Source organism: Anaeromyxobacter oryzisoli (assembly GCF_022690765.1).
In the GTDB taxonomy this organism is placed as follows: domain Bacteria; phylum Myxococcota; class Myxococcia; order Myxococcales; family Anaeromyxobacteraceae; genus Anaeromyxobacter; species Anaeromyxobacter oryzisoli.
Window position 1 is genome coordinate 60,907 of the sequence record NZ_JALCZA010000006.1, and the last position, 23,475, is coordinate 84,381.

The window sequence follows — 23,475 nt, forward strand, 5'->3', positions numbered from 1 at the left end:
GTGCTCGGTTCACTTGAAGGCGTCGGTGCGGCCGGGCAGGGCGATCTTCGCCCGATCGCGGCGCTCGCGCACCAGCGAGATCGCGGTCCGCACCGAGTCCGGGTTCGGATGCGCCGGGAGCGCCCGGGCGTACAGCTCGAGCGCGCGGTCGAACTTCCCCTGCTGCGACTGGATGTGGGCCTCGGCCTCGAGCACGCGCGCGGCCATGTCCGGGCGCGGGCCCCGCTGGAGGAGCGCCTCGAACGCACCGAGCGCCCGGGCGTCCTGCCGCTCGAGGGCCCACGCCTGGCCGGTGAGGAGCTGCGCCTCGTCGGCGAGCTCGTGGTCGGGCCAGCGCTCCTGGAGCTTCCGCGCCTCGGCGCGCGCCTGCTCGTAGCGCTTCAGCTCGAGGTACGCCCGCGCGATCTCGAGCTGGTACTTCGGCGCCTCGGGCGCCTGCGACTGGGCGACGTCCGCCCACTGGGCGATGGCGCCGAGCCGGTCGTCGAAGCGGTCGCGCAGGATCTCGCCGGTGATCGCGCGCGCCTCGAGCGCCTCCTTCGACCCCGGGTAGAGCGACACGACGCGCCGGTAGTAGGCGATCGCCGCGCTGTAGTCCCCGAGCTCCAGGTAGGAGACGTCGGCGGCGAAGCGCAGCGCCTTCCGCCGGATGACCGAGTCCGCGTCGCCGAGCGGTCCCTCGCCGAGGTCGGCGAGGAGGACCTTGTAGCCCTCGAGCGCGCCCTTCTGGTCGCCCTTGTGGCGCAGCGCGTTCGCCGCCTCGAGCCGCCCCTCGCTCGAGCCGCAGCCGGACGCGGCGAGGACGAGCGCGAAGGCCAGGGCCCTGCCGACCCCGCGCCCGCGGGACGCGGAGATCACCCCTGCTCCTCCGGCCCCTCTCCGCCCTCGCCCGCGTCACCGCCCGCGTCGTCGCCCGCTTCTTGGGGCGCCGTCTCGACGGGCGCGGCGCCCTCCGGCTCCTCGCGGACCCCGGCGGCCTCGGCCTCGGCGCTGGTCTCGGCCACGCGGGCGACCCCGACGACCTGCTCGTCCTTCGACTCCAGGGTGATGAGGCGCACGCCCTGGGTGTTCCGGCCGATGACGCTGATCCCCTTCGCCGGCATGCGGATGAGCATGCCCCCGTTGGTGATGAGCATCACCTCCTCGGCGTCGGTGACCCGCGCCGCGGCCACCACCGGACCGTTTCGCTCGGTGGTCTTGATGGTGATGGTGCCCTTGCCGCCCCGGGTCTGCACCCGGTACTCGGCGAGCTCGGTCCGCTTCCCGTAGCCGTTCTGCGTGACGGTGAGGATCGTCGGCGACGGCTCGCCTTCCTTCGGGACGGCGATCGCCTCACCGGCGACGACCGCGTCGTCCGGCTCGAGGGTGACGCCCTTCACGCCGTACGCGGTCCGGCCCATCACGCGCACGTCCGACTCCTCGAACCGGATCGCCATCCCGTGCGCGGTGGAGAGGAGCACGTGGCTCGTCCCATCCGTGATCCGCGCCGCGATGAGCTCGTCGCCCTCCTCGATCCCGAGCCCGATGATGCCCGCCGCCCGCGGCCGGGCGAACTGGTCGAGCCGGGTCCGCTTGATGACGCCCTTGCGCGTCACCATGAACACGAACTCGCCCGTGGCCGGGCCGGCCTCCGCCTTCTCCTCGGCCCCGCCGGGCGCCTCGACCTCGGCCGGCTCCTCGCCGCCCGCGGAGGGCGGCTCCGGCAGCCGCCGCACCGGCAGGATCGCCGCGACCTTCTCGCCCGGCGCTAGCTGGACGAGGTTCACGATCGGCTTCCCCTTGGCGGTGGGGCCCGCCTGCGGGATCTCGTGCACCTTGAGCCAGTACACCTTCCCCTTGTCGGTGAAGACGAGCAGGTAGCTGTGCGTCGAGGCGACGAAGAGGCTCTCGAGGAAGTCCTCGTCCCGCGTCGCGGCGCCGGTCCGCCCGCGGCCGCCGCGCTTCTGCGCGCGGTAGAGGGTCACCGGGTTCCGCTTCACGTAGCCGAGGTGCGAGACGGTGACGACCATCTCCTCCTCGGCGATGAGGTCCTCGGTGGAGAGGTCGTTCACCTCGCCCTGGATCTCCGTCCGGCGCTCGTCGGCGAAGAGCTCCCGCACCTCCTTCAGCTCGCCGACGATGACGTCCATCATCACCTTCTCGGAGGCAAGGATCTCCTTCAGGCGCGCGATGAGCCGCTGCACCTCGGCGAGCTCGTCCAGGATCTTCTGGCGCTCGAGGCCGGTGAGGCGCTGGAGCTGCATCTCCAGGATCGCCTTCGCCTGGAGCTCGGAGAGGCCGAACCGCTCGATGAGCCCGTCGCGGGCCGAGTCGCGATCCTTGGCCTTCTTGATGAGCTCGATGATCTCGTCGATGTGGTCGAGCGCGATCTGGAGGCCGAGCAGGATGTGCTCGCGCTCGCGCGCCTTGCGGAGCTCGTAGCGGGTCCGCCGCGTCACCACGTCGCGCCGGTGCGCGACGAACCGCTCGAGCAGCTCCTTCAGCGTGAGGACCCGCGGCTGCCCGCCGTCGATGGCGAGCATGATCACGCCGAAGCCCGTCTGCATCTGCGTGTGCGTGTACAGGTTGTTCAGCACGACCTGCGCGACCGCATCGCGCTTCAGCTCGATGACGATGCGCATCCCCTCGCGCGAGGACTCGTCGCGGAGGTCGCTGATCCCCTCGAGCCTCTTCTCGCGGACGAGCTCCGCGATGTGCTCGACGAGCTTCGCCTTGTTGACCTGGTAGGGGATCTCGGTGACGACGATCGCCTCGCGCTCGGTCTTCGGGTGCACCTCGACCGACGCGCGGGCGCGGACCTGGATCGTCCCGCGCCCCTTCTCGTACGCCGCGCGGATGCCGTCCCGCCCGAGGATGATGCCCGCCGTCGGGAAGTCCGGCCCCGGGACGAAGCGCATCAGCTCGGCGACGGTCGCCTTCGGGTTCCCGATCAGGTGGATCGCCGCGTCGATCACCTCGCCCATGTTGTGCGGCGGGATGTTCGTCGCCATGCCGACCGCGATGCCGGCCGAGCCGTTGACGAGCAGGTTGGGGAAGCGGGTGGGGAGGACCTTCGGCTCGAGGATCGAGTCGTCGAAGTTCGGGGACCAGTCGACCGTGTCCTTGTCGATGTCGGCGAGGAGGAAGTCGGCGAGCCGCTCGAGGCGGCACTCGGTGTACCGGTACGCGGCGGCCGGGTCGCCGTCCACCGAGCCGAAGTTGCCCTGGCCGTCGACGAGCGGGTAACGGAGGTTCCAGTCCTGGGCGAGCCGGACCAGCGCGTCGTAGACGGAGGAGTCGCCGTGCGGGTGGTACTTCTTCAGGACCTCGCCGACGACGCCGGCGCACTTGGAGTAGCGCTTGTTGTAGTGCAGCCCCTCCGTGTGCATCGCGTACATCACGCGCCGGTGCACCGGCTTCATGCCGTCGCGCACGTCGGGGAGCGCGCGGCCGATGATGACCGACATCGAGTAGTCGAGATACGACTTGCGCATCTCCTGCTCGATGTTGACCTGCGCGCGGTGCCCGTCCCCCGGCGGCTGCGGGGGCGTCGCGCTGGGTGGCTGCGGGGGCTGGGTCTCTTCGGCCATCGGGAGCTCGGGTGGGGGGGTCTCGCGGTGGGCGGGCCGCTGCGGCTGGCCCTGGCGCGAAACTATGTTTGTAGCCGATTCTCCCTTTGGTTTCAATGCGTTTGCATATCACGCCCCCTTGGGACGGGGCTCCCGGCGCGCCCCGCGCCCGGGTCCGCCACGCGTCGCGCGCGGACGCCGGCGAGCGGCCGCCCGCCACCGCCACGCTGGGGGGCGAAGGGGTCACGCGCGGCGATCGCCCTGGCCAGCGCTCCGCGCAGCCGAAGAGACCGCGAGAGAGCCGAAAAGCAGCGCGGGGAGGGCGCCTGGGCACCCTCCCCGCGATCGGGAGCGTCGCTGGAGCGTGACGCCTAGCTACCGGCCACGCGGAGGCGGGCGGCGGCGCGCTTCACCCGGGCGGACTCGGCGCCGTAGCCCTCGTCCTGCTCGGTGAGCGCGAGGAGCCGGTCCTGCGCCTCCTCGAAGGTCTTCCGAGCCCGGGCGACGTCGATGTCCGCGGCGGCCTCGGCCGTGTCGGCGAGCACGATCACCTTGTTGTCGGCGACCTGGAGGAACCCGCCGCCGACGGCGTAGTGGTGCTCGCGCCCGCCCTCGAGGTAGGTGAGCCGACCCGGCTCGAGGGCCGTCATGAAGGGCTCGTGGTTCAGGCGGATGCCGAACCCGCCCAGCACGCCGGGCGCGCGCACCTCGTCCACGGTGACCGAGAGGACGCGCCGCTCCGGCGTGACGATGTCGAGGGTGAGCGCCATCGGTTACCCCGCGGCCAGCTTCTTCGCCTTCTCGACCGCCTCTTCGATGCCGCCGACCATGTAGAACGCCTGCTCCGGCAGGTCGTCGTGCTTGCCTTCCACGATCTCCTTGAAGCCGCGGACGGTGTCCTTGAGCTCGACGTACTTGCCGGGGTTGCCGGTGAACTGCTGGGCGACGGTGAAGGGTTGCGAGAGGAAGCGCTGGATCTTGCGCGCGCGCGCGACGGTGAGCTTGTCGTCCTCGGAGAGCTCGTCCATGCCGAGGATGGCGATGATGTCCTGGAGATCCTTGTAGCGCTGCAGGGTCTCCTGGACCTTGCGGGCGACCGTGTAGTGCTCGACGCCGACGACGAGCGGGTCGAGGATGCGCGACGTCGAGTCGAGCGGGTCCACGGCCGGGTAGATGCCGATCTCGGTCAGCTTGCGGGAGAGCACCGTGGTCGCGTCGAGGTGCGCGAACGCGGTCGCCGGGGCCGGGTCGGTGAGGTCGTCGGCGGGGACGTAGATCGCCTGCACCGACGTGATGGCGCCCTTCTGCGTGGAGGTGATGCGCTCCTGCAGCTCGCCCATCTCCGTGGAGAGCGTCGGCTGGTAACCGACGGCCGACGGGATGCGGCCGAGGAGGGCGGACACCTCGGAGCCAGCCTGCGTGAACCGGAAGATGTTGTCGACGAAGAGCAGCATGTCGCGGTTCTCGACGTCGCGGAAGTACTCGGCGACGGTGAGCGCCGAGAGGGCGACGCGGGCGCGGGCGCCCGGCGGCTCGTTCATCTGGCCGTACACGAGCACGCACTGGCTCTTCGAGAGATCGTCCTTGTTGATGACCCCCGACTCGATCATCTCGTTGTAGAGGTCGTTCCCCTCGCGGGTGCGCTCGCCGACGCCGCCGAACACCGAGAAGCCGCCGCGCTTCTTCGCGACGTTGTTCACGAGCTCCATGAGGAGCACGGTCTTGCCGACGCCGGCGCCGCCGAAGAGGCCGATCTTGCCGCCGCGGAGGTACGGGGCGAGGAGGTCGAGCACCTTGATGCCGGTCTCGAACGCCTCGATCTTGACGTTCTGCTCGACCAGGGTCGGCGCCGCGCGGTGGATCGGGAGCCGCTGCGTCGCCGCGACCGGGCCGCGCTCGTCGACGGGATCGCCGACGACGTTGAGGATGCGGCCGAGCACCGCCTTGCCGACGGGCACGGAGATCGGCGCCCCGGTGTTCTTCACGGGCATGCCGCGGACGAGGCCGTCGGTCGAGTCCATCGCGATGCAGCGCGCGGTGTTCTCGCCGAGGTGCTGGGAGACCTCGATGACGAGGTTGTCAGGCCGCTCGTCGATGCCCGGGTTCGTCACCGCGAGGGCGGTGTAGATGTCCGGGAGCGCGCCGGCCGGAAACTCCACGTCGATGACGGGGCCGATGACCTGCGTGATCCTGCCGTTCTGAACGTTCGTAGCGGTGGACATGTCTTCCTTTCAAACGACCGTTACTTGAGGGCCTCGGCGCCGCTCACGATCTCCATGAGCTCCTTCGTCACGAAAGCCTGGCGGGCGCGGTTGTACTGGAGGCTGAGCGACGTGATCATCTCCTCGGCGTTCTTGGTCGCGGACTCCATCGAGCTCATCCGGGCGCCGTGCTCCGACGCGGCGGACTCGAGGAGGGCGCGCCACACCTGCATGGAGACGTGCCGGGGGAGGAGGTCGGCGAGGAGCGCGTCGCGCGACGGCTCGTACTTGAAGTCGATCGACGCGCCGGACGCGTCGGCCTCGGCGGCGGTCTGGATGGGGAGGAGCTGGACCACCACCGGCTTCTGCGAGATGGCGCTCTTGAACTCGTTGTAGGCGAGGAAGACCGCGTCCACCTCGCCAGCGAGGTAGCGCTCCTGGTACTCGCGGGAGAGCGCCTCGGCCTTCTCGAACGTGAGGTGGGTCTGGACGCCGGTGAAGTCCTTGCGGACCTCGATCTTGCGGGCGCGGAAGTATTCGCGCCCCTTCTTGCCGACGGTGGACACCGCGACCTGCTCGAACCGCTCGGCGCTCTCGACCAGGAACCGCTGCACGCGCCGGCAGATGTTCGAGTTGAAGCCGCCGGCGAGGCCGCGGTCGCTCGTGATGACGACCACCTCGGCCCGCCGCTCGGCCCGCGCCGCGAGGAGCGGGTGCGCCGTGGCCTCGGCCTGCGCCGCCCGCGCCGCGACGCGGCCGAGCGTCTGCTCGAGCAGCATCGCGTAGGGACGGGTCTTGAGGATGGCGTCCTGGGCGCGGCGGAGCTTCGCCGCGGACACCATCTTCATCGCCTTGGTGATCTGCCGCGTCGACTTGACCGAGCCGATGCGGTTGCGAATGTCGCGAAGGGAAGGCACTCGAGACTCCTCGGAACCGCTTGACTAGCCCTCGATCTGGAAGACGCCGGCGAACTCCGTGAGCGCAGCGTTGAGCTCGCCCTTGATGGAGTCGTCGAGCGCCTTCTTCTCGGCGATCGTCTTCGCGATGCCCGGGTGGCGCGCGTCGAGGAACTCGACGAGCTCCTTCATGTAGCGCCCCACCTGCGCGGTCGGGACCGGACGGATCCAGCCGTGGCCGTCCGCGTCCTTCATCGTCGCGGCGTAGATCTGGATGACCTGCTTCTCGACGGGCATCGGCTGGTACTGCGCCTGCTTCAGCACCTCGACGAGCCGCTCGCCGCGGGCCAGCGTCTCCTGGGTGGCCTTGTCGAGGTCGGAGCCGAACTGCGCGAAGGCGGCGAGCTCGCGGTACTGGGCGAGGTCGAGCTTCAGCGACCCGGCGACCTGCTTCATCGCCTTGATCTGCGCGGACCCGCCGACGCGGGACACCGAGATGCCGACGTTAATGGCCGGCCGGACGCCCTGATAGAAGAGGTTCGTCTCGAGGAAGATCTGGCCGTCCGTGATCGAGATGACGTTCGTCGGGATGTACGCCGACACGTCGCCGGCCTGCGTCTCGATGATGGGGAGCGCGGTGAGCGACCCGGCGCCCTCCTTGTCGGAGAGCTTCGCGGCGCGCTCGAGGAGGCGGCTGTGGAGGTAGAACACGTCGCCCGGGTACGCCTCACGCCCAGGCGGCCGGCGGAGGAGCAGCGAGAGCTGCCGGTACGCCACGGCCTGCTTCGAGAGGTCGTCGTAGATGATGAGGGCGTGCCGCCCGGTGTCGCGGAAGTACTCCGCCATCGTGACGCCGGTGTACGGCGCGAGGTACTGCATCGGGGCGGCGTCGGACGCGTTGGCCGCGATGACCGTGGTGTACTCCATCGCGCCGTACTTCTTCAGCGTGTCCACCACGCGGGCGACCGTGGACTGCTTCTGCCCGATGGCGACGTAGAAGCAGTAGAGGTTGTTCCCCTTGTTGTTGATGATCGCGTCGATCGCGAGGGCGGTCTTGCCGGTCTGGCGGTCGCCGAGGACGAGCTCGCGCTGCCCGCGGCCGATCGGCACGAGGGCGTCGATCGCCTTGAGGCCGGTCTGCATCGGCTCGTGCACCGACTTGCGCTTCACGATGCCGGGGGCCTTGATCTCGATCTTGCGGGTGTGCTTCGCGTTGATCGCGCCGCGGCCGTCGATGGGGTTGCCGAGGCCGTCCACCACGCGGCCGAGCAGCTCCTCGCCCACCGGCACCTCGGCGATCTTCCCGGTCCGCTTGACGGGGTCGCCCTCGCGGATGTGCGAGAACTCGCCCATGATCGCGGCGCCGACGTTGTCCTCCTCGAGGTTCAGCACGAGGCCGCGCGTGCCGCCCGGGAACTCGAGCAGCTCGCCGGCCGCAGCGCCGGCCAACCCGTAGACGCGAGCCACGCCGTCGGCCTGGCTGAGGACGGTGCCGGTCTCGGCGACGTCGAGCTTCTTCCCGTAATCCTTGATCTGCTCGCGGATGATGCGGCTGATCTCGTCGGCGCGGATTTCCATCGATGTCTCCGGAACTGCTTCGTTAGACGATTGCTGAAGAGGGTGACTACTGCTTCAAGGTCTTGCGGAGGTCCTCGAGCTGCGTGCGGACCGAGCCGTCGTAGACGAGGCTGCCAACCTGGGCGACCACGCCGCCGAGGAGGGCGGGATCCACGGCGCGGTCGAGCAGCACCTTCGCCCGGGTCGCCTGCGAGAGCTTGTCGGCGATCGCCTGGGCGGCCGCCACGTCGAGCGGAACCGCCGAGGTGATCTTCGCGCGGACGCGGCCGAGCTTCTGGTCGGCGAGCTCGCGGAAGGCATCGACGACGCCGCTCAGATACGTGAGCCGGTTCCGGTCGCCGAGGAGGAAGAGGAGGTTGGTCGGCTCGGGATCGAGCCGAAGGGCGGACGCGAGCTGCTCCACGATCGCCCGCCGCTGCTCTCGAGAATAGACGGGGTTGGACAGGACATCGCGAAGGTCGGGCGACGCCGCGACGGCCTGCTCCAGCGCGAGGAGCGCATCGCTCCACGGCTCGACTCGACCCGTCTCAACGGCGAGGGCGAACAGCGCCTTGGCGTACCGCCGGGCAATTGAACCCATGATCATAAGGGAGGCGCTCCGTAGCACGGTGTGGGTGTAGCGGTCAAGGGCTCTTCGCCCAGAACTTACGTGGACTTGGGCGCTCCGCGATCCCGTTTGACAGCCCGCCCACCGCCCTTACGTTCGCCGAACCAAAAAGGAGGATGAAAATCATGGCGATGCTCACAAGGCTTGAACCCTTCCGTGACCTCGCTCGGCTTCAGGACGAGATGTCTCGCATGTTCGACGATCGGCTGTACCGGGCCGGGGAATCGGTCGGCTGGACGCCCGCCTGCGACATTTACGAGGACGAGGAGGGCGTTACCCTTCGGTTCGACCTCGCCGGAGTGGAGCCGAAGGACGTGGACGTGCGGTTCGAGAACGGCGTCCTGACCCTGCGCGGGGAGCGGAAGCTCGAGCGGGAGGAGAAGCGCGAGAACTATCACCGCGTCGAGATGTCCTACGGGACCTTCACGCGCTCCTTCACGCTGCCGAGCACCGTGGACGCCGAGAAGATCCGGGCCGAGTCGAAGAACGGCATCCTCACCGTCGCCCTGCCGAAGAAGGCCGAGGCCAAGCCCCGCGCCATCCAGGTGAAGGTGTCCTGACGGCTCTGAGCGGCTCCGCTCCCGACGAGCGGACCGGGCTCTGCCCTCGGATACGGAAAGAGCGGGCCGCCCACACCGGGCGCCCGCTCTTTTTTACGTCAAACGGACGCCGCGCCGCGTCAGGACTTGACCGCCGCGACGGGCGCCGGAAGCGGAGCAGGCTTCGACGAGCCTGAGCCCTTCTCGGTCCCTTCCATCTTGCACTGACCCTCGAACGTGACGCCCTTCTCGATCATGAGCGAAGGGGTCTCGATGTTCCCGCGCATCTTGGCGGGGTGGTGAAGCTCGACCGCGTTCTTCGCGCGAACGTTCCCCGTGATCTCCCCGTGGACGATGACGGTCCCGCAGGTGATCTCCGCGGAGATCTTCGCGCCCTCGCCGACGACGAGGACGTCGTTCGTGACGATCGTGCCGGTGAACTTGCCGTCGATCCGGACGGTCCCCTCGAACGTCAGCTTGCCTTCGAACTCCGACCCGCGGCCGAGGAGGGCATTCAGATCGCCCGAGACGGTGGGGACGGACGTCAGCTCTTCACGCTTCAGCATGGCCATGGAAATGGGCTCCTCGTTCCGAGATGGCTTCGGGGGCGTGGGCGCTGCCGGTGCGTCCGCGCCGGGGACCGGCGCCTCATCCCGCAGCTTGCTCCAGAAAGACATCCTTCCTCGCTGGTGGTGACTGGGTGATCTCCCCAGTGCGATGTGTCCCCGGAATCGGGGACGGCGAACCCTACTGTTACGCTCCGATCTTGGCGAGTATTCCGTCGAGCTCGTCCAGGGAGGTGTACTCAATCTCGAGCCTTCCGGCGACCGCGGACTTGGGGAGGACGCGGCACTTCGCACCGAGCCTCCGCTGCAGGCGCTGGGAAAGGTCCTTGATCGCGGGCGAGTCCGTGGCGACGGCGGCCGCCCCCTTCTTCGCCGGCTTCTGGGTCAGGCCCCGGACCAGGGCCTCGGTCGCTCGCACGGAGAGACCCTCGCGGATGGCCCGCTGGGCCGTCTTCCGGATCGCTTCCACGTCGTCCAGCCCGAGGAGGGCGCGGGCGTGCCCCATGTCGAGCTGGCCGCCACGCACCGCCTCCCGGACCTCCTCGGGGAGCTTGAGGAGCCGGAGCGCGTTCGCGACGGTGGAGCGCTCCTTGCCGACGCGCTTCGCGATCTCGTCCTGGGTGAGCCCGTGGTCCGAGACCAGGACGTCGTAGGCCTCCGCCTCCTCGATCGCGTTCAGGTCGGCGCGCTGGATGTTCTCGACGAGGGCGAGCTCGAACGCCTCGCGGTCGGTCGCCTCGCGGAGGATCGCGGGGACCTCCTTCAGACCGGCGCGCTGCGCCGCCCTCCAGCGGCGCTCGCCGGCGAGGATCCGGTACTTGCCGCCGGCCTTGCGGACCAGGATCGGCTCCACCACGCCGTGCTCCCGGATGGACGCGGCGAGCTCCTCGAGCTTCGCCTCCTCGAACCGCTTGCGCGGCTGCTCGGGGTTCCGCTCCACCGCCTCGATGGGAAGCGTGAGGAGGGTGCGCCCCGGGACCGCTGGCGGCTGGACCATCGCCACGCTCGCCGGCGGCGGCGCGTTCGAGAGCAGGGCCGCCATCCCTCGGCCGAGGGCAGGGCGGCGCTTCTCGGCCATCGTCACGCAACACCTCCGTGCACGCCGAAGCGGTCCGTCACCTCGCGGGCGAGCTCGAGGTAGCTCTGACAGCCCTTCGACGTGACGTCGTAGAGCAGGATGGGCTTGCCGTGGCTGGGGGCCTCCGAGAGCCGCACGTTCCGGGGGATGACGGTCTTGAAGACCTGGTTCTCGAACGTGCGCCGGATCTCCTCCGCCACCTGGTTCGAGAGGTTGTTCGGCGAGAACATGGTGAGGACGATGCCGTCCACGATGAGATCCGGGTTGGCGCTCGCGCGGACCAGCTCGATCGTCTTGAGGACGTCCGCGAGCCCTTCCAGTGCGTAGTACTCGCACTGGAGCGGGATCACCACCCCCTTCGCGGCGACCAGGCCGTTCAGCGTGAGCAGGCCCAGCGACGGCGGGCAGTCGATGACCACGAATTCGTAGGACGGAGCGAGGACGTCCACCGCCCGCTTCAGCCGGTACTCGCGGTGCTCGAGCTCCGCGAGCTCGAGCTCTGCGCCGACGAGGTGCCGGGAAGCGGGCACCAGGTCGAGGAACTTGAGCTCCGTCTTCCGCACCGCATCGGCGATGGGGAGCTCGTCCACCAGCACCTCGTAGATCGACTTCTCGGACTCGTCGCGGCGCACGCCGAGCGCGCTCCCCGCGTTGCCCTGCGGATCGACGTCGATGAGAAGCGTCCGGCGCTCCGCTGCCGCGAGCGAGGCGGCGAGGTTCACCGCGGTGGTGGTCTTGCCGACCCCGCCCTTCTGGTTGGCGATCGTGATGATCCGGCTCATCGGACCCATTTCCATGGGGGGCTGATCCCCCGGCGACGTGTCGTGCACCGTTGTGACCCCATTCCCGTGACGGGCGGCCTGGAGGGCCGCGACGGGAGGAGGATGCCCGATCCCTCTGACAGACGTTCCACGTGGAACGTCTCGAAGCGGCGTCGAGCGGAGAGGGGACGACGTTCCACGTGGAACATCGTTCGGTTTTCCAGGCCGCGACCCGCGCCCCGCCCGCCTCCCGTCTCCCGGAACGCCCCAATGATCCGTCCGCCTCTCGAACGACGGGGATACGGCCTACGGCAATCGCTCCCGGCCGGCTGCCAGGCCATGAGACGCCGGTGACGGCCACGGGCTCGGCTCGCGCGGGCCAGTGCCTGGCTTCTGGCGAGACGGAGACGGCTCCGCTACGTGCGGCGTTACGCGTACCTGATGGCGACACCCACTCGCCTCGAGCTGCTGCAGCGCATGCTGCCTGCCTGCGCCGCCAGACTCCTCCCTGCGCTGCTCGCCCTTCGATTCCGGCGCGCAGCGCGCGCCGGAGCCTGTCCTGAGCGGAGCTGCCGCAGGCAGCGGAGTCGAAGGGCTCAGGGCGAACGGAACTTCGAAGCGCCTGCGCTGCTCGGTCGTCGTGTGCCCACGCTCGGCGACGGCGTCGTGTGCCTCGCGACGCACAACGCAAGAGGGGCCTAATCCACCGCTCTCGCGACCAGCCGCCGGACGTCGCCAGCCTGCGCTCCAGTTCCGGTACGTCTCGTGATGCTCAGCGCCTGCGAGCGTGTGGCGAGAGGCGCGAGCCACGAGGACTCGGACGGACTCCTCGGCCTCACCGGTACCGCTGCGGCACCTGGGGCTCGTGTTCCACGTGGAACGTGAGCCCCACACCTCGCGCGGGGCGGGAGAGATGCCACGTGCAACCAGGGGCCTTCGGCGGGATCCGCGCTCTTCGCCGCGCGGGACGAGGATGTACCGAAGCGCGCCCGAGGGCGCGCTACGCGCCGCAGGCTACCGCCGGCGCCAGCGGGCGATGGCCCGAGTCCCGTGCGAAAGGGGAAGCTCGAACCGCTCCAGCCCCTCGAGCTCGAGACCGTGAGCGACCCCGAGGGCGCGGAGGGCGTCCCGGTCGGCTTCTCGCCCCAGCATCGCGAGGAGGACGCCGCCCTCCGCGACGTAAGACGCGCCGAGCGGCACCCAGCGCTCCGGGTCCGCCAGGGCGCGGGAGACGACCGCCTCGGCCCGAGGAAGCCCCTCGGCCTCCGGGCGACCCTCCGCCCGCGCCACCACCCCGCGGACGTCCACCCCGAGCTCGACCGCGACGGCCTTCACGAAGGCGATCTTCTTCGCCACCGAATCGCAGCAGGTGACGGCAAGGTCCCGCCGGGCGCAGGCGAGCGGGATGCCGGGGATTCCCGCGCCGCTCCCCACGTCGAGCAGCGTCCGCGCGTCCCCGAGGGCGGGGAGCAGGGCGAGGCTGTCCACGAGGTGCTTCTCGGCGACGGCCGCGGGATCCGTGATGGCGGTGAGGTTCACCTTCCGGTTCCAGACGAGGAGCCGATCCGCGTAGCGCTCGAGCAGCGCGCGGCCCACGGCGTCCACCGGAAGATTCAGGGACTCGAGGCCAGCGGCGAGAGCCTCGTGGAAGGCGCGCTCCATCGCGGTCCCGACCTAGAGGCGCTTCCGACCGATCGCCGCCTCGACCTCGGCGACGTGGGCGGCGAGGTACTCCGCCACCTCCTCGTCGGTCAGCTCGAGGTCTCGCAGGACGCCCTCGTAGACGAACCGGAAGCCCTGCTGGTACTGCGGCTCCTGCAGCTCGAACGAGCGCCGGAGCACCGCCGCGGAGAAGAGCCGCTCCGCCTTCGTCTTCGCCTTCGCCAACCGACTACCCCTCGCGCCGCGACGGAACGATCAAGAGCTGCCGGAACAGCCCCTCGCCCTCGCTGTGGGTGGTGACGCCCTCGGCGTCCAGCAGGGCGAGGTGGATCTGCCGCCGCTCCCGGGCGCTGATGGGGGCGACCGCGAGCACCTTCCCCATCCGCCGGGCCGCCGCGGCGAGCCGCTCCGCCATCGCCTTCACGGCCGGGTCGCCCTCCTCGCGGAAGCCACCCACGTCGAGGTTCACCCACTTCCGCCCCTCGGCGCGGGGGTTCACGACCCGGTTCACGAGGTACTGGATCGCCTCGACCAGGGGCGACGGGAGCTCGACGCCGCTCCCCGACGCCGGGGTGAGGGAGATGCCGATCGCCTCCGGCGTCTCCTTCACCTCGACCTGGACGTCCGCCCCGAGCCGGCGGAACAGCTCCACGCAGAACGCTCGCGCCCGCTCGACCTTCTCGGGCGCCTCGCGCGGCGGCGGCGCGCCCGTCTTCTCGCTGCCTTCGTCCATGGCCCCTCCGCTACTTCGTCGCGGCGGCGACGGGCGCCGCCTGGTGGCGCATCATCACCTGCTGCTGCACGATCGAGACGAGGTTGTTCACGAAGATGTACAGCGTGAGCCCCGCCGGCACGTTCAGCATCAGAATCGTGAAGAACGCCGGGAAGAAGTAGAGCATCATCTTCGCCTGCGAGCTGTCCGCCGGCTGCGGCGAGAGCTTCTGCGTGAGGAAGCTCGAGACGCCCATCAGGATCGGCAGCACGTAGATCGGATCCTTGAGCGTCAGATCGTGGATCCACAGGAACTGCTCCCGGTACAGCTCGACCGACGTCTGGAGCGCGGCGTACAGCGCGAACCAGATCGGCATCTGGAGCAGCATCGGGAGGCACCCGCCGAGCGGGTTCACGTGGTGCTGCTGGTAGAGCTGCATCGTCGCCATGTTCAGCTTCTCGCGATCGTTGCCGAACTTGGCCTTGAGCTTCTCCACCTCGGGCTGGAGCTTCCGCATCTCGTTCATCGACTGCATCGACTTGAACGTGAGCGGGAAGAGGACCAGGCGGACGAGCAGCGTGAGCAGGATGATGGCGACGCCCCAGTTGCGGACGAGCGCCTCGAGCCAGCGCATCACGTAGAGCAGACCGCGGGCGAAGAGCGCGAACGGCCGCGCCATCGCGCCGTAGTCGATCGCGCTGTCGAACGAGCGGCCGTACGCCCGGAGGGTGTCGAGCTCCTTCGGACCGGCGTACACGACGCTCTGGAGCCGGCGGGCGCCGCCCTCGATCGGCACGTTCACCGCGGTGAAGCCGGCGCCGGCCACGGGGCCGTGGGCGAAGACGCAGGTCCCGACCGGCTCGGACGGCAGCACCGCCGCGACGAAGTAGTGCTCGTCCAGGCCCGCCCAGGCGACCTGCCCCTCGACCTTCGCCGGAGCCTTCTCGCTCGCGAGATCGAAGCGCTCCGTGTCCTTCCCGCCGCGGCAGACCGGCCGGACGAAGTCGAGCGCCGGGCCGGAGAGGAGGCCTCCCGACTTGGTGTTCGGCGGCATGTAGGCCGGGTACAGGATGGCGAACGAGCCGGGCGCCTGCGCACCGCTCACCTCGACGTCGAAGGCGAGCTCGTAGGGCTTGCCGGTGAGGCGGAAGGTCTTGCGGACGGCGAGGGCTCCGGCGCGACCCTCGAACACGACGGACTTCGCGTCCCGGGAGACGACCCGCATCGGCGCGCGCGCCGCCGGGTCGCTCGCGGCGTCCTGCGCACCGCCGAGCTCGGGCGAGGCCACCACCGCGAGCGGGTAGGGCTGCCCGGCGGCGACGTGGACGAGGTCGATCTGCTCGGTCTTGCCCTTCTCCTCGCGCCGGTACTTGCTCGCCTCGAGGACCAGGCTCTTGAGCGCGCCGCCGTGCGAGGTGAGCGTCGCCCGGAAGCCCTCGCCGGCGAGGACGACCGTCTCCTCCGGCGTCTCGGGGGCGGGAGCGGCGGCGACCGGCGCGGCGGGGGCGATCGGTGCGGCCGCCTCCTGCTTCGGCTCGGTCTTGGCGGTCGAGGCCGGCCGGGGCTGCGACTTCGACTTCGGCTGCAGATACGACCACACGGCGACGAGCCCCGTCATGAGGACCATCGCGACGATCAAGCGGCGGGTTTCAGCGCCCAAGGTCTACCTCTTTGGAGTGAGCTCCGGCACGGGATCGATCCCGCCCGGATGGAATGGATGGCACCGGCTGAGGCGCCGGATCGTGAGCCAGGACCCGCGCAGCGCGCCGTGCCGCTGGAGCGCGGTGACCGCGTACGCCGAGCAGCTCGGGTAGAAGCGACAGGCCGGTGGGAGGAGCGGCGAGATCAGCCGCTGGTACAGGCGCACGAGGAGGACGAGCGCCCGGGCGATCACCCGCGCCCTCCGGGCCGGTTGAGCGCATCGCGCGCCGCGAGGAGCGCCTTGCGCGCTCCCTCGAGCCCCATGGTGCGAGCGGACGGGCGAGCGATCACGGCCAGGTCGATCGCGGGAAGATCGCCGTCCAGGGAACGCCAGGCCTCTCGGACCCAGCGCTTGACCCGGTTGCGCTCGACCGCGTTTCCGACCTTCGACGACACCGTGATCCCGATCCGCGGACGGGGCCCTCCGGAGTCGCGCCCGACCACGAGCACGTCCCCGGAATAGAGCCGTCTTCCGCGCTGCTGGACCTGGAGAAAATCATGCCGGCGCCGCAGCCGCGCCGCCTTCGAAAGCTTCACTTCTTTCAGCTACTTCGTCGGCGCCTTCGCGGTGAGGCGCTTGCGCCCCTTCGCCCGGCGCGCCTTGATGACGTTGCGCCCGCCCGGCGTCCGCTGACGCTTTCGGAAGCCGTGCGTGCGATTCTTCTTCACCTTCTTCGGTTGATAAGTCCGCTTCATGGCGCGGCAACCTCCCCGATCACACCACGGATGTCAAGGTTTCCGCACACTTCGGGGCTCACGCCCGATCCCTCCCCCGAACCGCCCCGAAGGCAGCACCGGAAACCTCCGTCCTTTCGCGAGTGATCCAACTCGGCCTTGATCCTCCAAGCCGACCTTGGCTACCTTCCGCGCCACGCACCACGGGCCCGACCCGCTCCTCGCGACTGCGAGCAGCGATCGCCGCCGCGCTCTCGAAGGGGGAGCGCGGCCGGGTGGCCATTTTGTCTTTGAGAGGGGGGACTAGGGATGGACGTTTCCGCGAGCGCTCAGATGCTCACGCCGCTCGACGACCTCTGGTCGCGGATCGACTCCTCCCTCCGCGCGCGCCTCCGCCCCGACCTCTATGAGCGCTGGTTCGCGCCCCTTCGGCCGATCGCGCTCGGCGACGGGCGGCTCCAGATCGGCGCGCCCGATCGGTTCCACCGGGACTTCGTCGAGGACCACTACCGCTCGCTGTTCGAGGAGTGCGTACCCGCCCTCGCCGGCGAGCGGATCCGGATCGTCTTCGCGGTGGACGACTCCCCGCGCCCGCCGCCGGCGGCGGAGGTCACCGCCCCGATCGCCGCGCCCGCCCCGCGCCACGCCGACCCGCTGATCGACCCCCGCGACTCCCGCCCGAACACGCGCTACACCTTCGACACCTTCGTGGTCGGCGCGTCGAACCACTTCGCCTTCGCCGCGGCCCAGGCGGTCGCCGCGAACCCCGGGCGCACCTGGAACCCGCTCTTCCTCCACGGCGACTCCGGGCTAGGGAAGACCCACCTCCTCCACGCCGTCGCCCACTCCATCGTCGAGAAGAGCGGCGGCCGCGTCGCGATCGTCTCGTCCGAGCGCTACACGAACGACTTCGTGGCCGCCCTCTCCAAGGGCACGATGGACGACTTCCGGCGCAAGTACCGCGAGTGCGCGGCGCTCCTCGTGGACGACGTCCAGTTCCTCGCCGGCAAGGACAAGACCGCGGAGGAGTTCTTCCACACGTTCAACGAGCTCCACGATCACCACGTCCAGATCGTCCTCTCGAGCGATCGCTCGCCGAAGGAGCTGAAGGGACTCGACGAGCGGCTCTGCTCCCGCTTCGAGTGGGGGATGCGGGTCCAGATCGAGGCGCCGGAGTTCGAGACGCGCGCCGCCATCCTCAAGAAGAAGGCCGACCTCGAGAGCATCGACCTCCCCGACGAGGTGACCCAGCTCCTCGCCCAGCACATCCGCTCGAACGTCCGCGAGCTCGAGGGCGCCCTCATGCGCCTCGCCGCCTTCGCCTCCTTGAAGAGCGAGCCCATCACCATCCCCCTCGCCCGCGACGTCCTCTCGGACGTCATCCCGCCGGAGGGCTACCGGCCGTCGATCGAGCGGATCCAGGAGGAGGTCGCCGGGTACTTCGGCCTCACCGTCGCGAAGCTCACGAGCTCCTCGCGCGAGCAGAAGATCGCGCTGCCGCGCCAGATCGCGATGTGGCTCTGCCGCGAGCTCGCGAAGGAGACGCTCCAGCTCATCGCGGAGAAGTTCAACAAGAAGGACCACACGACGGTCATCTCGGCCGTGGAGCGCGTCCGGTCGCTGCTCGCGGTGGACGAGGGCGTGAAGACCGCCGTCCGCACGCTGACGAGCAAGCTCGCCCCTTGATGGCGCTCCCCGCCGACGCGCAGAGCAGCCGCGGGCCCGCCCGGCCGAGCGTGGACGCGCTCGCGACCGTTCGCGGCCTCGCATCGACCCCCATCCATCGTTCCGCTTCGCCCGGCGTCTGCGCCAGGGCGCCTCGCCGTCGCGCGCTCGCGACGACTTCACGCCGCTGCTGCGTCCCAGGGTCCGTGTGGATCGCGCGTGGATCGCATGTCGCACCGGCTGGGGATACGATGTGGGTGGCTGTTGACACTCTTTCGCGCGGCGCGCTACACAAACTCGACCCGCGCGGATCCCCCGTGTTGTCCAGGGTGAAAAGGGCAGTCGATCCGGTGGAGAAGGCCTCTTTTCCACAGCGTCCCGCCCCCTGCTTCGGCGACGGATCAGAGAAGAAAGAGGATCTCCCATGGAACTGAAGATCGGCGTCTCCGAGCTGTCGCGCGCGCTCGGCCGTTCGCAGGGCATCGTCGAGAAGAAGAGCACGATGCCGATCCTCTCCCACGTCCTCCTCGAGGCGAAGAACGGAACGGACCTCATCGTCTCCTCGACCGACCTCGACCTCGCGGTCTCGTCCGAGCACCACTGCGAGGTGATGACGCCCGGCGCCGTGGCGGTCTCGGCCCGGCACCTCTACGACATCGTGAAGGCGCTGCCCGAGCAGACCGTCACCCTGAAGAAGGCCTCGAACAACTACCTCGAGGTCCGCAGCGGTCCCGCCGAGTTCAAGATGGTGGGGCTGCCGGCTGAGGACTTCCCGGCGCTCCCGAAGTTCGACAAGGTCCCCTTCGCCGACGTCGAGGCGCCCGTCCTCCTCGACATGGTCGAGCGGACCGCCTTCGCGGTCTCGACCGACGAGACCCGCTACAACCTGAACGGCGTCTACTTCGAGCCGAGCGCCGGCTCGCTCCGGCTGGTCGCGACCGACGGCCACCGGCTCTCCCTCGCCGAGAAGGCGCTCGACGCGACCTTCGGCCTGAAGCGCGGCGTGATCCTCCCGAAGAAGGGGCTCCAGGAGCTCCGCAAGCTCCTCTCCGAGGCGGTCGAGTCCGGCGAGGAGAAGCCGGAGGCGAAGCTCGGGTTCGTGGAGAACAGCGCGATCTTCCGCCGGCCCGGGGTGGTCCTGGTGATGCGGCTCATCGAGGGGCTGTTCCCGGACTACAAGCAGGTGATCCCCAAGGCCGGCGAGAAGGTCGTGAAGATCGGCCGCGGGCGCCTGCTCGAGACCCTCCGGCGCATCTCGCTCCTCTCCTCGGACAAGGCCCACGCCGTGAAGCTCGAGCTCGGCAAGGGCGTCCTCCGCGTGCAGTCGCAGAACCCGGACCTCGGCGAGGGCAAGGAGGAGGTCCCGGTGGACTACGCCGGCGAGCCGCTCAAGATCGGCTTCAACGCGCGGTACCTCATGGAGGTGCTCGCGGTGGTGAAGTCCCAGGACGTCGTCCTCGAGCTCGCGGACGACCTCTCCCCCGGCGTCCTGAAGGGCGCGGGGGAGGAGGACCAGGGCTTCACGGCGGTCGTGATGCCGATGCGCATCTGACGTCCCGCCGGTGAGGCTCCTCTCGCTCCACGTCCGGGACTTCCGGAACCTCGCCGCGGTGGAGCTCCTGCCGTCGCCGCGGGCGACGATATTGGTCGGCGACAACGGCCAGGGGAAGACCAACCTCCTCGAGGCGGTCTACCTCCTCACCACCCTCAAGCCGCTCCGCGCCTCGCGCCTCCAGGAGCTGGTCCGCTTCGGCGCCGCCGCCGCGGAGGTGGCAGGCGACTTCGACGGGCCGGGCGGCGTCCGGCGCGTGGCGGTCCAGGTCGGCGAGGGGGGACGGACCGCGCTCCTCGACGGCAAGCCCCTCGGGTCGAGCGGGCGGCTCGACGACTACTTCGAGGGGCTCGCCTGCGTCTGCTTCTCCCCGGACGACCTCCTCCTCGTGAAGGCCGGACCGGACGGGCGCCGTCGCTTCGTGGACCGCGCCGCGTTCAACCGCTGGCCGGCGGTGCTCGGTGAGGCCCGCGAGTACGTCCGGGCGCTGCGGGCCCGGAACGCGGCCCTCCGCGCCGGGATGGGCGAGGTCGAGGAGAGCTTCCGGGGTCCGCTGGTCCGCGCCGGAGCGCGGCTCCTGGTGCGTCGGATGGCGCTGGTGGCGGAGCTCGCGCCGCGGGTGCAGGCGGCCTTCGCGGAGATCTCCGGCCCGGGCGCTCCCGAGGTGCGCTTCGCCTACCGGCCCGCCCACGGTCTGCGGCTCGACGGCGACGAGGCGGCGCTCGCGGCGGCGCTCTCCGAGCTCCTCGCCGCGCGCCTCGAGCGCGATCGCGAGAAGGGGTTCACCACCGCCGGACCGCACGCCGACGAGCTCACCCTCGCCCTCGACGGGAAGGGCGCCAAGCTCTTCGGGAGCCAGGGCCAGCAGCGGGCGCTCGTCCTCGCGCTGAAGATCGCCGAGATCGAGAACCTGCGCGCCGCGCTCGGTCGGCCGCCGCTCCTCCTCCTCGACGACGTGTCCTCCGAGCTCGATCCGGCGAAGAACCGCTACCTGCTCGCCTACCTCGGAGGGCTCTCCGCCCAGGCCTTCCTCACCACGACCGACCGGCGCCTGCTCGACCCGGCGGCGGGGCCCGACACCGCCTTCTACAAGGTGGAGAACGGGGTGGTCTCCGCGCTCGTTTAGTGAATGAAAACGGCGGCTTCGCTGTTAGGGAGATCGTTGCCGCGGACGCTCCCTCCTGATATATCGAAGTGTTCCCCGATTACTAACCTCCGAGAACCCTTCGGAGAAACCTGAGCGAGGCCCCCCTGGATACCACCGCCGAGAACATCCCGAACCCGAACGCCACCGGCGACGCGGAGTACGGGACCGACACCATCAAGGTGCTCGAGGGGCTCGAGGCCGTCCGCAAGCGCCCGCACATGTACATCGGCGACGTCGGGGCGCGCGGGCTGCACCACCTGGTCTACGAGGTCGTCGACAACTCGGTCGACGAGGCGATGGCCGGGCGGGCGAGCGAGATCAACGTCGTCATCCGCGCCGACAACTCGGTCACCGTCGTGGACAACGGCTCCGGGATCCCGGTCGGCCCTCACCCGACGGTGAAGGGGATGGACACGCTCGACGTGGTGCTCACGAAGCTCCACGCCGGCGGCAAGTTCGAGTCGAACGCGTACAAGGTCTCGGGCGGCTTGCACGGCGTCGGCGTGACCTGCGTGAACGCCCTCTCGGAGTGGCTCAAGGTCGAGGTCTACCGCGAGGGGAAGGTCTGGGCGCAGCGGTACGAGCGCGGCAACCCGATGGGCAAGGTCAGCGCCATCGGCGAGACCCAGCGGCGCGGCACCAAGATCACCTTCAAGCCCGACGCGACGATCTTCGAGACGACGGACTTCTCCTTCGAGACCCTCTCCGGCCGGCTCCGCGAGCTCGCCTTCCTGAACGCCGGCCTGCGGATCACCATCGAGGACGAGCGCTCGGGGAAGAAGCAGGAGTTCCTGTTCAAGGACGGGATCCGGGAGTTCGTCTCGTACCTGAACAAGGGCCGGACGGCGCTCTACGAGCCGCCCGTCGCGCTGCGCCAGGAGGTGGAGACGGAGCGCGGGACGGCGCTCGTCGAGATCGCCCTCCAGTGGAACGACGGCTACGACGAGAAGGTCTTCGCCTTCGCGAACAACATCCACAACCACGAGGGCGGCACCCACCTCATCGGCTTCAAGGCGGCGCTCACCCGCACGATCAACGCGTACGGGCAGAAGAACAACCTCTTCAAGGACCTGAAGGACGAGCTCCCCTCCGGCGAGGACATGCGCGAGGGGCTCGCCGCGGTGATCTCGATCCGCCTGCCGGGCGCGAGCTTCGAGGGGCAGACCAAGACGAGGCTCTCGAACACCGAGGCGAAGAGCATGGTCGAGACCATGCTCAACGAGCGGCTCGGCTCGTACCTCGAGGAGAACCCGAACGCCGCCAAGCGGATCTGCGCGAAGGTGTCGGAGGCGGCGCGGGCGCGGATCGCGGCCCGGAAGGCGCGCGAGACCGTCCGCCGCAAGGGCGCCCTCGACAGCGCCTCGCTCCCCGGCAAGCTCGCCGACTGCCAGTCGCGCGACCCGGCGGAGTCGGAGATCTACCTGGTGGAGGGCGACTCCGCCGGCGGCTCGGCGAAGCAGGGGCGCGACCGGCGCATCCAGGCGATCCTCCCGCTCCGCGGCAAGATCCTGAACGTCGAGAAGGCGCGCTTCGACAAGATGCTGTCGTCGGCGGAGATCGCGACGATGATCACCGCCTTCGGGACCGGGATCGGGCCCGAGGAGTACGACATCGCGAAGATCCGCTACCACAAGATCGTGATCATGACGGACGCGGACGTGGACGGGAGCCACATCCGCACGCTGCTCCTCACCTTCTTCTTCCGGCAGATGCCCGAGGTGGTGGAGAAGGGCTACCTCTACATCGCGCAGCCGCCGCTCTACCGCGTCGCGAAGGGGAAGAAGGAGAGCTACATGAAGGACGAGGCGGCGCTCGATGAGTACCTCCTCGGCCTCGGCACCGAGCACGCGAAGCTCGTGAGCGGCGACGTCGTCATCGCGGGGAAGGACCTCGCCCGCCTCGCCCGCGACGCCATCGCCTACCGCGCCCTCGTCGCCCGGGCCGACCGGCGCCGCGACGGCAGGATCGTGGACGCGGCGGTGCGGCTCGGCGACCTCGACCTCGAGCTCCTGAAGGATCACGAGAAGGTGAAGGCGCAGGTGCAGAAGATCTTCGAGCGGGCGCAGAAGCTCCATCCCGAGCTCGAGGTCCGCCTCGCCAAGATCGAGCGCGACGAGGAGCACGCCTGCGACGCGCTCGTCTTCCAGACCACGGTCTCGGGCGCGCCGCGGGAGACGCGCCTCGACTTCGACTACCTCTCCGGCGCGGAGTGGGGCGAGCTCGCCGCCATCCACGCGGCGCTCGCCGACATCGGCCCGGGGCCGTACCAGTTCGAGGCGCCCGAGGGGACCGAGGAGATCCCGGACGTGTTCGCGGCGGTGGAGGCGATCAAGAAGGCCGCCGCCCAGGGCCAGACCATCCAGCGCTACAAGGGGCTCGGCGAGATGAACCCCGAGCAGCTCTGGGAGACCACGATGGATCCCGCCCGCCGGACCATGCTCCAGGTCCGGGTGGACGACACCGCGGGGGCGAACGAGGTCTTCTCGATCCTGATGGGCGACGCGGTCGAGCCGCGGCGCGAGTTCATCGAGAAGAACGCCCTCGACGTCCAGAACCTGGACATCTGACCCGGCGGGCTTCGCCCGGC

General features: G+C 69.9%; 22 protein-coding genes. 5 read left to right on the forward strand and 17 right to left on the reverse strand.

Annotated features, from left to right (window positions below; genetic code table 11):
- Positions 1-9: 9 nt before the first annotated feature.
- The 7 genes from MNZ27_RS03435 to atpH form a co-directional block, all read right to left on the reverse strand.
- A complete protein-coding gene (locus tag MNZ27_RS03435; RefSeq protein WP_242392634.1) occupies positions 10-858 on the reverse strand; it encodes a tetratricopeptide repeat protein in 849 nt (282 codons plus the stop codon).
- Positions 855-3,569 (reverse strand): DNA gyrase subunit A, encoded by a 2,715-nt coding sequence (gyrA, locus tag MNZ27_RS03440; RefSeq protein WP_277957526.1) that lies wholly within the window; start codon positions 3,567-3,569, stop codon positions 855-857. The genes MNZ27_RS03435 and gyrA overlap by 4 nt, the downstream gene beginning before the upstream one ends.
- 350 nt (positions 3,570-3,919) lie before the next feature.
- Positions 3,920-4,318: a F0F1 ATP synthase subunit epsilon gene (locus tag MNZ27_RS03445; protein ID WP_242392635.1), complete on the reverse strand. Its 399-nt coding sequence runs from the start codon at positions 4,316-4,318 to the stop codon at positions 3,920-3,922.
- 3 nt (positions 4,319-4,321) lie between these two features.
- Positions 4,322-5,770 (reverse strand): F0F1 ATP synthase subunit beta, encoded by a 1,449-nt coding sequence (atpD, locus tag MNZ27_RS03450; protein ID WP_242392636.1) that lies wholly within the window; start codon positions 5,768-5,770, stop codon positions 4,322-4,324.
- 20 nt (positions 5,771-5,790) lie between these two features.
- Entirely contained in the window at positions 5,791-6,666 is an 876-nt protein-coding gene (gene atpG, locus MNZ27_RS03455) for an ATP synthase F1 subunit gamma (protein WP_242392637.1), read from the reverse strand.
- Between the two features lie 24 nt (positions 6,667-6,690).
- On the reverse strand, positions 6,691-8,223 hold the full coding sequence (gene atpA, locus MNZ27_RS03460) for a F0F1 ATP synthase subunit alpha (protein WP_242392638.1): 1,533 nt from the start codon (positions 8,221-8,223) through the stop codon (positions 6,691-6,693).
- Between the two features lie 46 nt (positions 8,224-8,269).
- Positions 8,270-8,809 carry an ATP synthase F1 subunit delta gene (gene atpH / locus MNZ27_RS03465; RefSeq protein ID WP_242392639.1) on the reverse strand — a complete coding sequence of 180 codons (540 nt, stop codon included), beginning with the start codon at positions 8,807-8,809 and terminating at the stop codon, positions 8,270-8,272.
- 212 nt (positions 8,810-9,021) lie between these two features.
- Between atpH and MNZ27_RS03470 the strand changes: the two genes are divergently transcribed.
- Complete coding sequence (locus tag MNZ27_RS03470) at positions 9,022-9,390, forward strand: Hsp20/alpha crystallin family protein (RefSeq protein ID WP_242392640.1); 369 nt, start codon at positions 9,022-9,024, stop codon at positions 9,388-9,390.
- Positions 9,391-9,509: 119 nt separating this feature from the next.
- Here the strand turns inward: MNZ27_RS03470 and MNZ27_RS03475 are convergent, their stop codons facing one another.
- The 10 genes from MNZ27_RS03475 to rpmH form a co-directional block, all read right to left on the reverse strand.
- The gene (locus MNZ27_RS03475) at positions 9,510-9,941 is read right to left on the reverse strand and encodes a bactofilin family protein (protein ID WP_242392641.1); all 432 of its coding nucleotides are present in this window, start codon (positions 9,939-9,941) and stop codon (positions 9,510-9,512) included.
- Between the two features lie 181 nt (positions 9,942-10,122).
- Positions 10,123-11,019 (reverse strand): ParB/RepB/Spo0J family partition protein, encoded by an 897-nt coding sequence (locus MNZ27_RS03480; RefSeq protein ID WP_242392642.1) that lies wholly within the window; start codon positions 11,017-11,019, stop codon positions 10,123-10,125.
- Positions 11,016-11,795, reverse strand: a complete 780-nt coding sequence (locus tag MNZ27_RS03485) for a ParA family protein (protein WP_242392643.1) — start codon at positions 11,793-11,795, stop codon at positions 11,016-11,018. The genes MNZ27_RS03480 and MNZ27_RS03485 overlap by 4 nt, the downstream gene beginning before the upstream one ends.
- Before the next feature lie 993 nt (positions 11,796-12,788).
- Positions 12,789-13,436: a 16S rRNA (guanine(527)-N(7))-methyltransferase RsmG gene (gene rsmG / locus MNZ27_RS03490; RefSeq protein ID WP_242392644.1), complete on the reverse strand. Its 648-nt coding sequence runs from the start codon at positions 13,434-13,436 to the stop codon at positions 12,789-12,791.
- Positions 13,437-13,448: 12 nt separating this feature from the next.
- Positions 13,449-13,661, reverse strand: a complete 213-nt coding sequence (locus MNZ27_RS03495; protein ID WP_242392645.1) for a hypothetical protein — start codon at positions 13,659-13,661, stop codon at positions 13,449-13,451.
- Positions 13,662-13,665: 4 nt separating this feature from the next.
- On the reverse strand, positions 13,666-14,169 hold the full coding sequence (locus MNZ27_RS03500; protein ID WP_242392646.1) for a Jag family protein: 504 nt from the start codon (positions 14,167-14,169) through the stop codon (positions 13,666-13,668).
- 10 nt (positions 14,170-14,179) lie between these two features.
- Positions 14,180-15,808 (reverse strand): membrane protein insertase YidC, encoded by a 1,629-nt coding sequence (yidC, locus tag MNZ27_RS03505; protein WP_242392647.1) that lies wholly within the window; start codon positions 15,806-15,808, stop codon positions 14,180-14,182.
- A 3-nt stretch (positions 15,809-15,811) separates the two neighbouring features.
- A complete protein-coding gene (yidD, locus tag MNZ27_RS03510; RefSeq protein WP_242392648.1) occupies positions 15,812-16,042 on the reverse strand; it encodes a membrane protein insertion efficiency factor YidD in 231 nt (76 codons plus the stop codon).
- Entirely contained in the window at positions 16,039-16,386 is a 348-nt protein-coding gene (gene rnpA, locus MNZ27_RS03515) for a ribonuclease P protein component (protein ID WP_242392649.1), read from the reverse strand. Before rnpA ends, yidD begins: the two co-directional genes overlap by 4 nt.
- Before the next feature lie 9 nt (positions 16,387-16,395).
- Positions 16,396-16,545: a 50S ribosomal protein L34 gene (gene rpmH / locus MNZ27_RS03520; protein WP_242392650.1), complete on the reverse strand. Its 150-nt coding sequence runs from the start codon at positions 16,543-16,545 to the stop codon at positions 16,396-16,398.
- Positions 16,546-16,833: 288 nt separating this feature from the next.
- On the opposite strand from rpmH, the gene dnaA reads away from it, so the two are divergent.
- The 4 genes from dnaA (at position 16,834) to gyrB (ending at position 23,455) form a co-directional block, all read left to right on the forward strand.
- A complete protein-coding gene (gene dnaA / locus MNZ27_RS03525; protein WP_242392651.1) occupies positions 16,834-18,210 on the forward strand; it encodes a chromosomal replication initiator protein DnaA in 1,377 nt (458 codons plus the stop codon).
- Positions 18,211-18,613: 403 nt separating this feature from the next.
- Positions 18,614-19,741 (forward strand): DNA polymerase III subunit beta, encoded by a 1,128-nt coding sequence (gene dnaN, locus MNZ27_RS03530; protein ID WP_242392652.1) that lies wholly within the window; start codon positions 18,614-18,616, stop codon positions 19,739-19,741.
- Positions 19,742-19,751: 10 nt separating this feature from the next.
- Positions 19,752-20,867, forward strand: a complete 1,116-nt coding sequence (gene recF, locus MNZ27_RS03535) for a DNA replication/repair protein RecF (protein WP_242392653.1) — start codon at positions 19,752-19,754, stop codon at positions 20,865-20,867.
- 146 nt (positions 20,868-21,013) lie between these two features.
- On the forward strand, positions 21,014-23,455 hold the full coding sequence (gene gyrB / locus MNZ27_RS03540) for a DNA topoisomerase (ATP-hydrolyzing) subunit B (RefSeq protein WP_308197905.1): 2,442 nt from the start codon (positions 21,014-21,016) through the stop codon (positions 23,453-23,455).
- The last annotated feature ends 20 nt before the right edge of the window (positions 23,456-23,475 follow it).

Coding starts and splice junctions, on each gene's coding strand:
- gyrA (WP_277957526.1), bottom strand. CDS start 3,569: ATGGCCGAAGAGACCCAGCCCCCGCAGCCACCCAGCGCGACGCCCCCG.
- MNZ27_RS03445 (WP_242392635.1), bottom strand. CDS start 4,318: ATGGCGCTCACCCTCGACATCGTCACGCCGGAGCGGCGCGTCCTCTCG.
- atpD (WP_242392636.1), bottom strand. CDS start 5,770: ATGTCCACCGCTACGAACGTTCAGAACGGCAGGATCACGCAGGTCATC.
- atpA (WP_242392638.1), bottom strand. CDS start 8,223: ATGGAAATCCGCGCCGACGAGATCAGCCGCATCATCCGCGAGCAGATC.
- atpH (WP_242392639.1), bottom strand. CDS start 8,809: ATGATCATGGGTTCAATTGCCCGGCGGTACGCCAAGGCGCTGTTCGCC.
- MNZ27_RS03470 (WP_242392640.1), top strand. CDS start 9,022: ATGTTCGACGATCGGCTGTACCGGGCCGGGGAATCGGTCGGCTGGACG.
- MNZ27_RS03475 (WP_242392641.1), bottom strand. CDS start 9,941: ATGGCCATGCTGAAGCGTGAAGAGCTGACGTCCGTCCCCACCGTCTCG.
- MNZ27_RS03485 (WP_242392643.1), bottom strand. CDS start 11,795: ATGAGCCGGATCATCACGATCGCCAACCAGAAGGGCGGGGTCGGCAAG.
- rsmG (WP_242392644.1), bottom strand. CDS start 13,436: ATGGAGCGCGCCTTCCACGAGGCTCTCGCCGCTGGCCTCGAGTCCCTG.
- MNZ27_RS03500 (WP_242392646.1), bottom strand. CDS start 14,169: ATGGACGAAGGCAGCGAGAAGACGGGCGCGCCGCCGCCGCGCGAGGCG.
- rpmH (WP_242392650.1), bottom strand. CDS start 16,545: ATGAAGCGGACTTATCAACCGAAGAAGGTGAAGAAGAATCGCACGCAC.
- dnaA (WP_242392651.1), top strand. CDS start 16,834: ATGGACGTTTCCGCGAGCGCTCAGATGCTCACGCCGCTCGACGACCTC.
- dnaN (WP_242392652.1), top strand. CDS start 18,614: ATGGAACTGAAGATCGGCGTCTCCGAGCTGTCGCGCGCGCTCGGCCGT.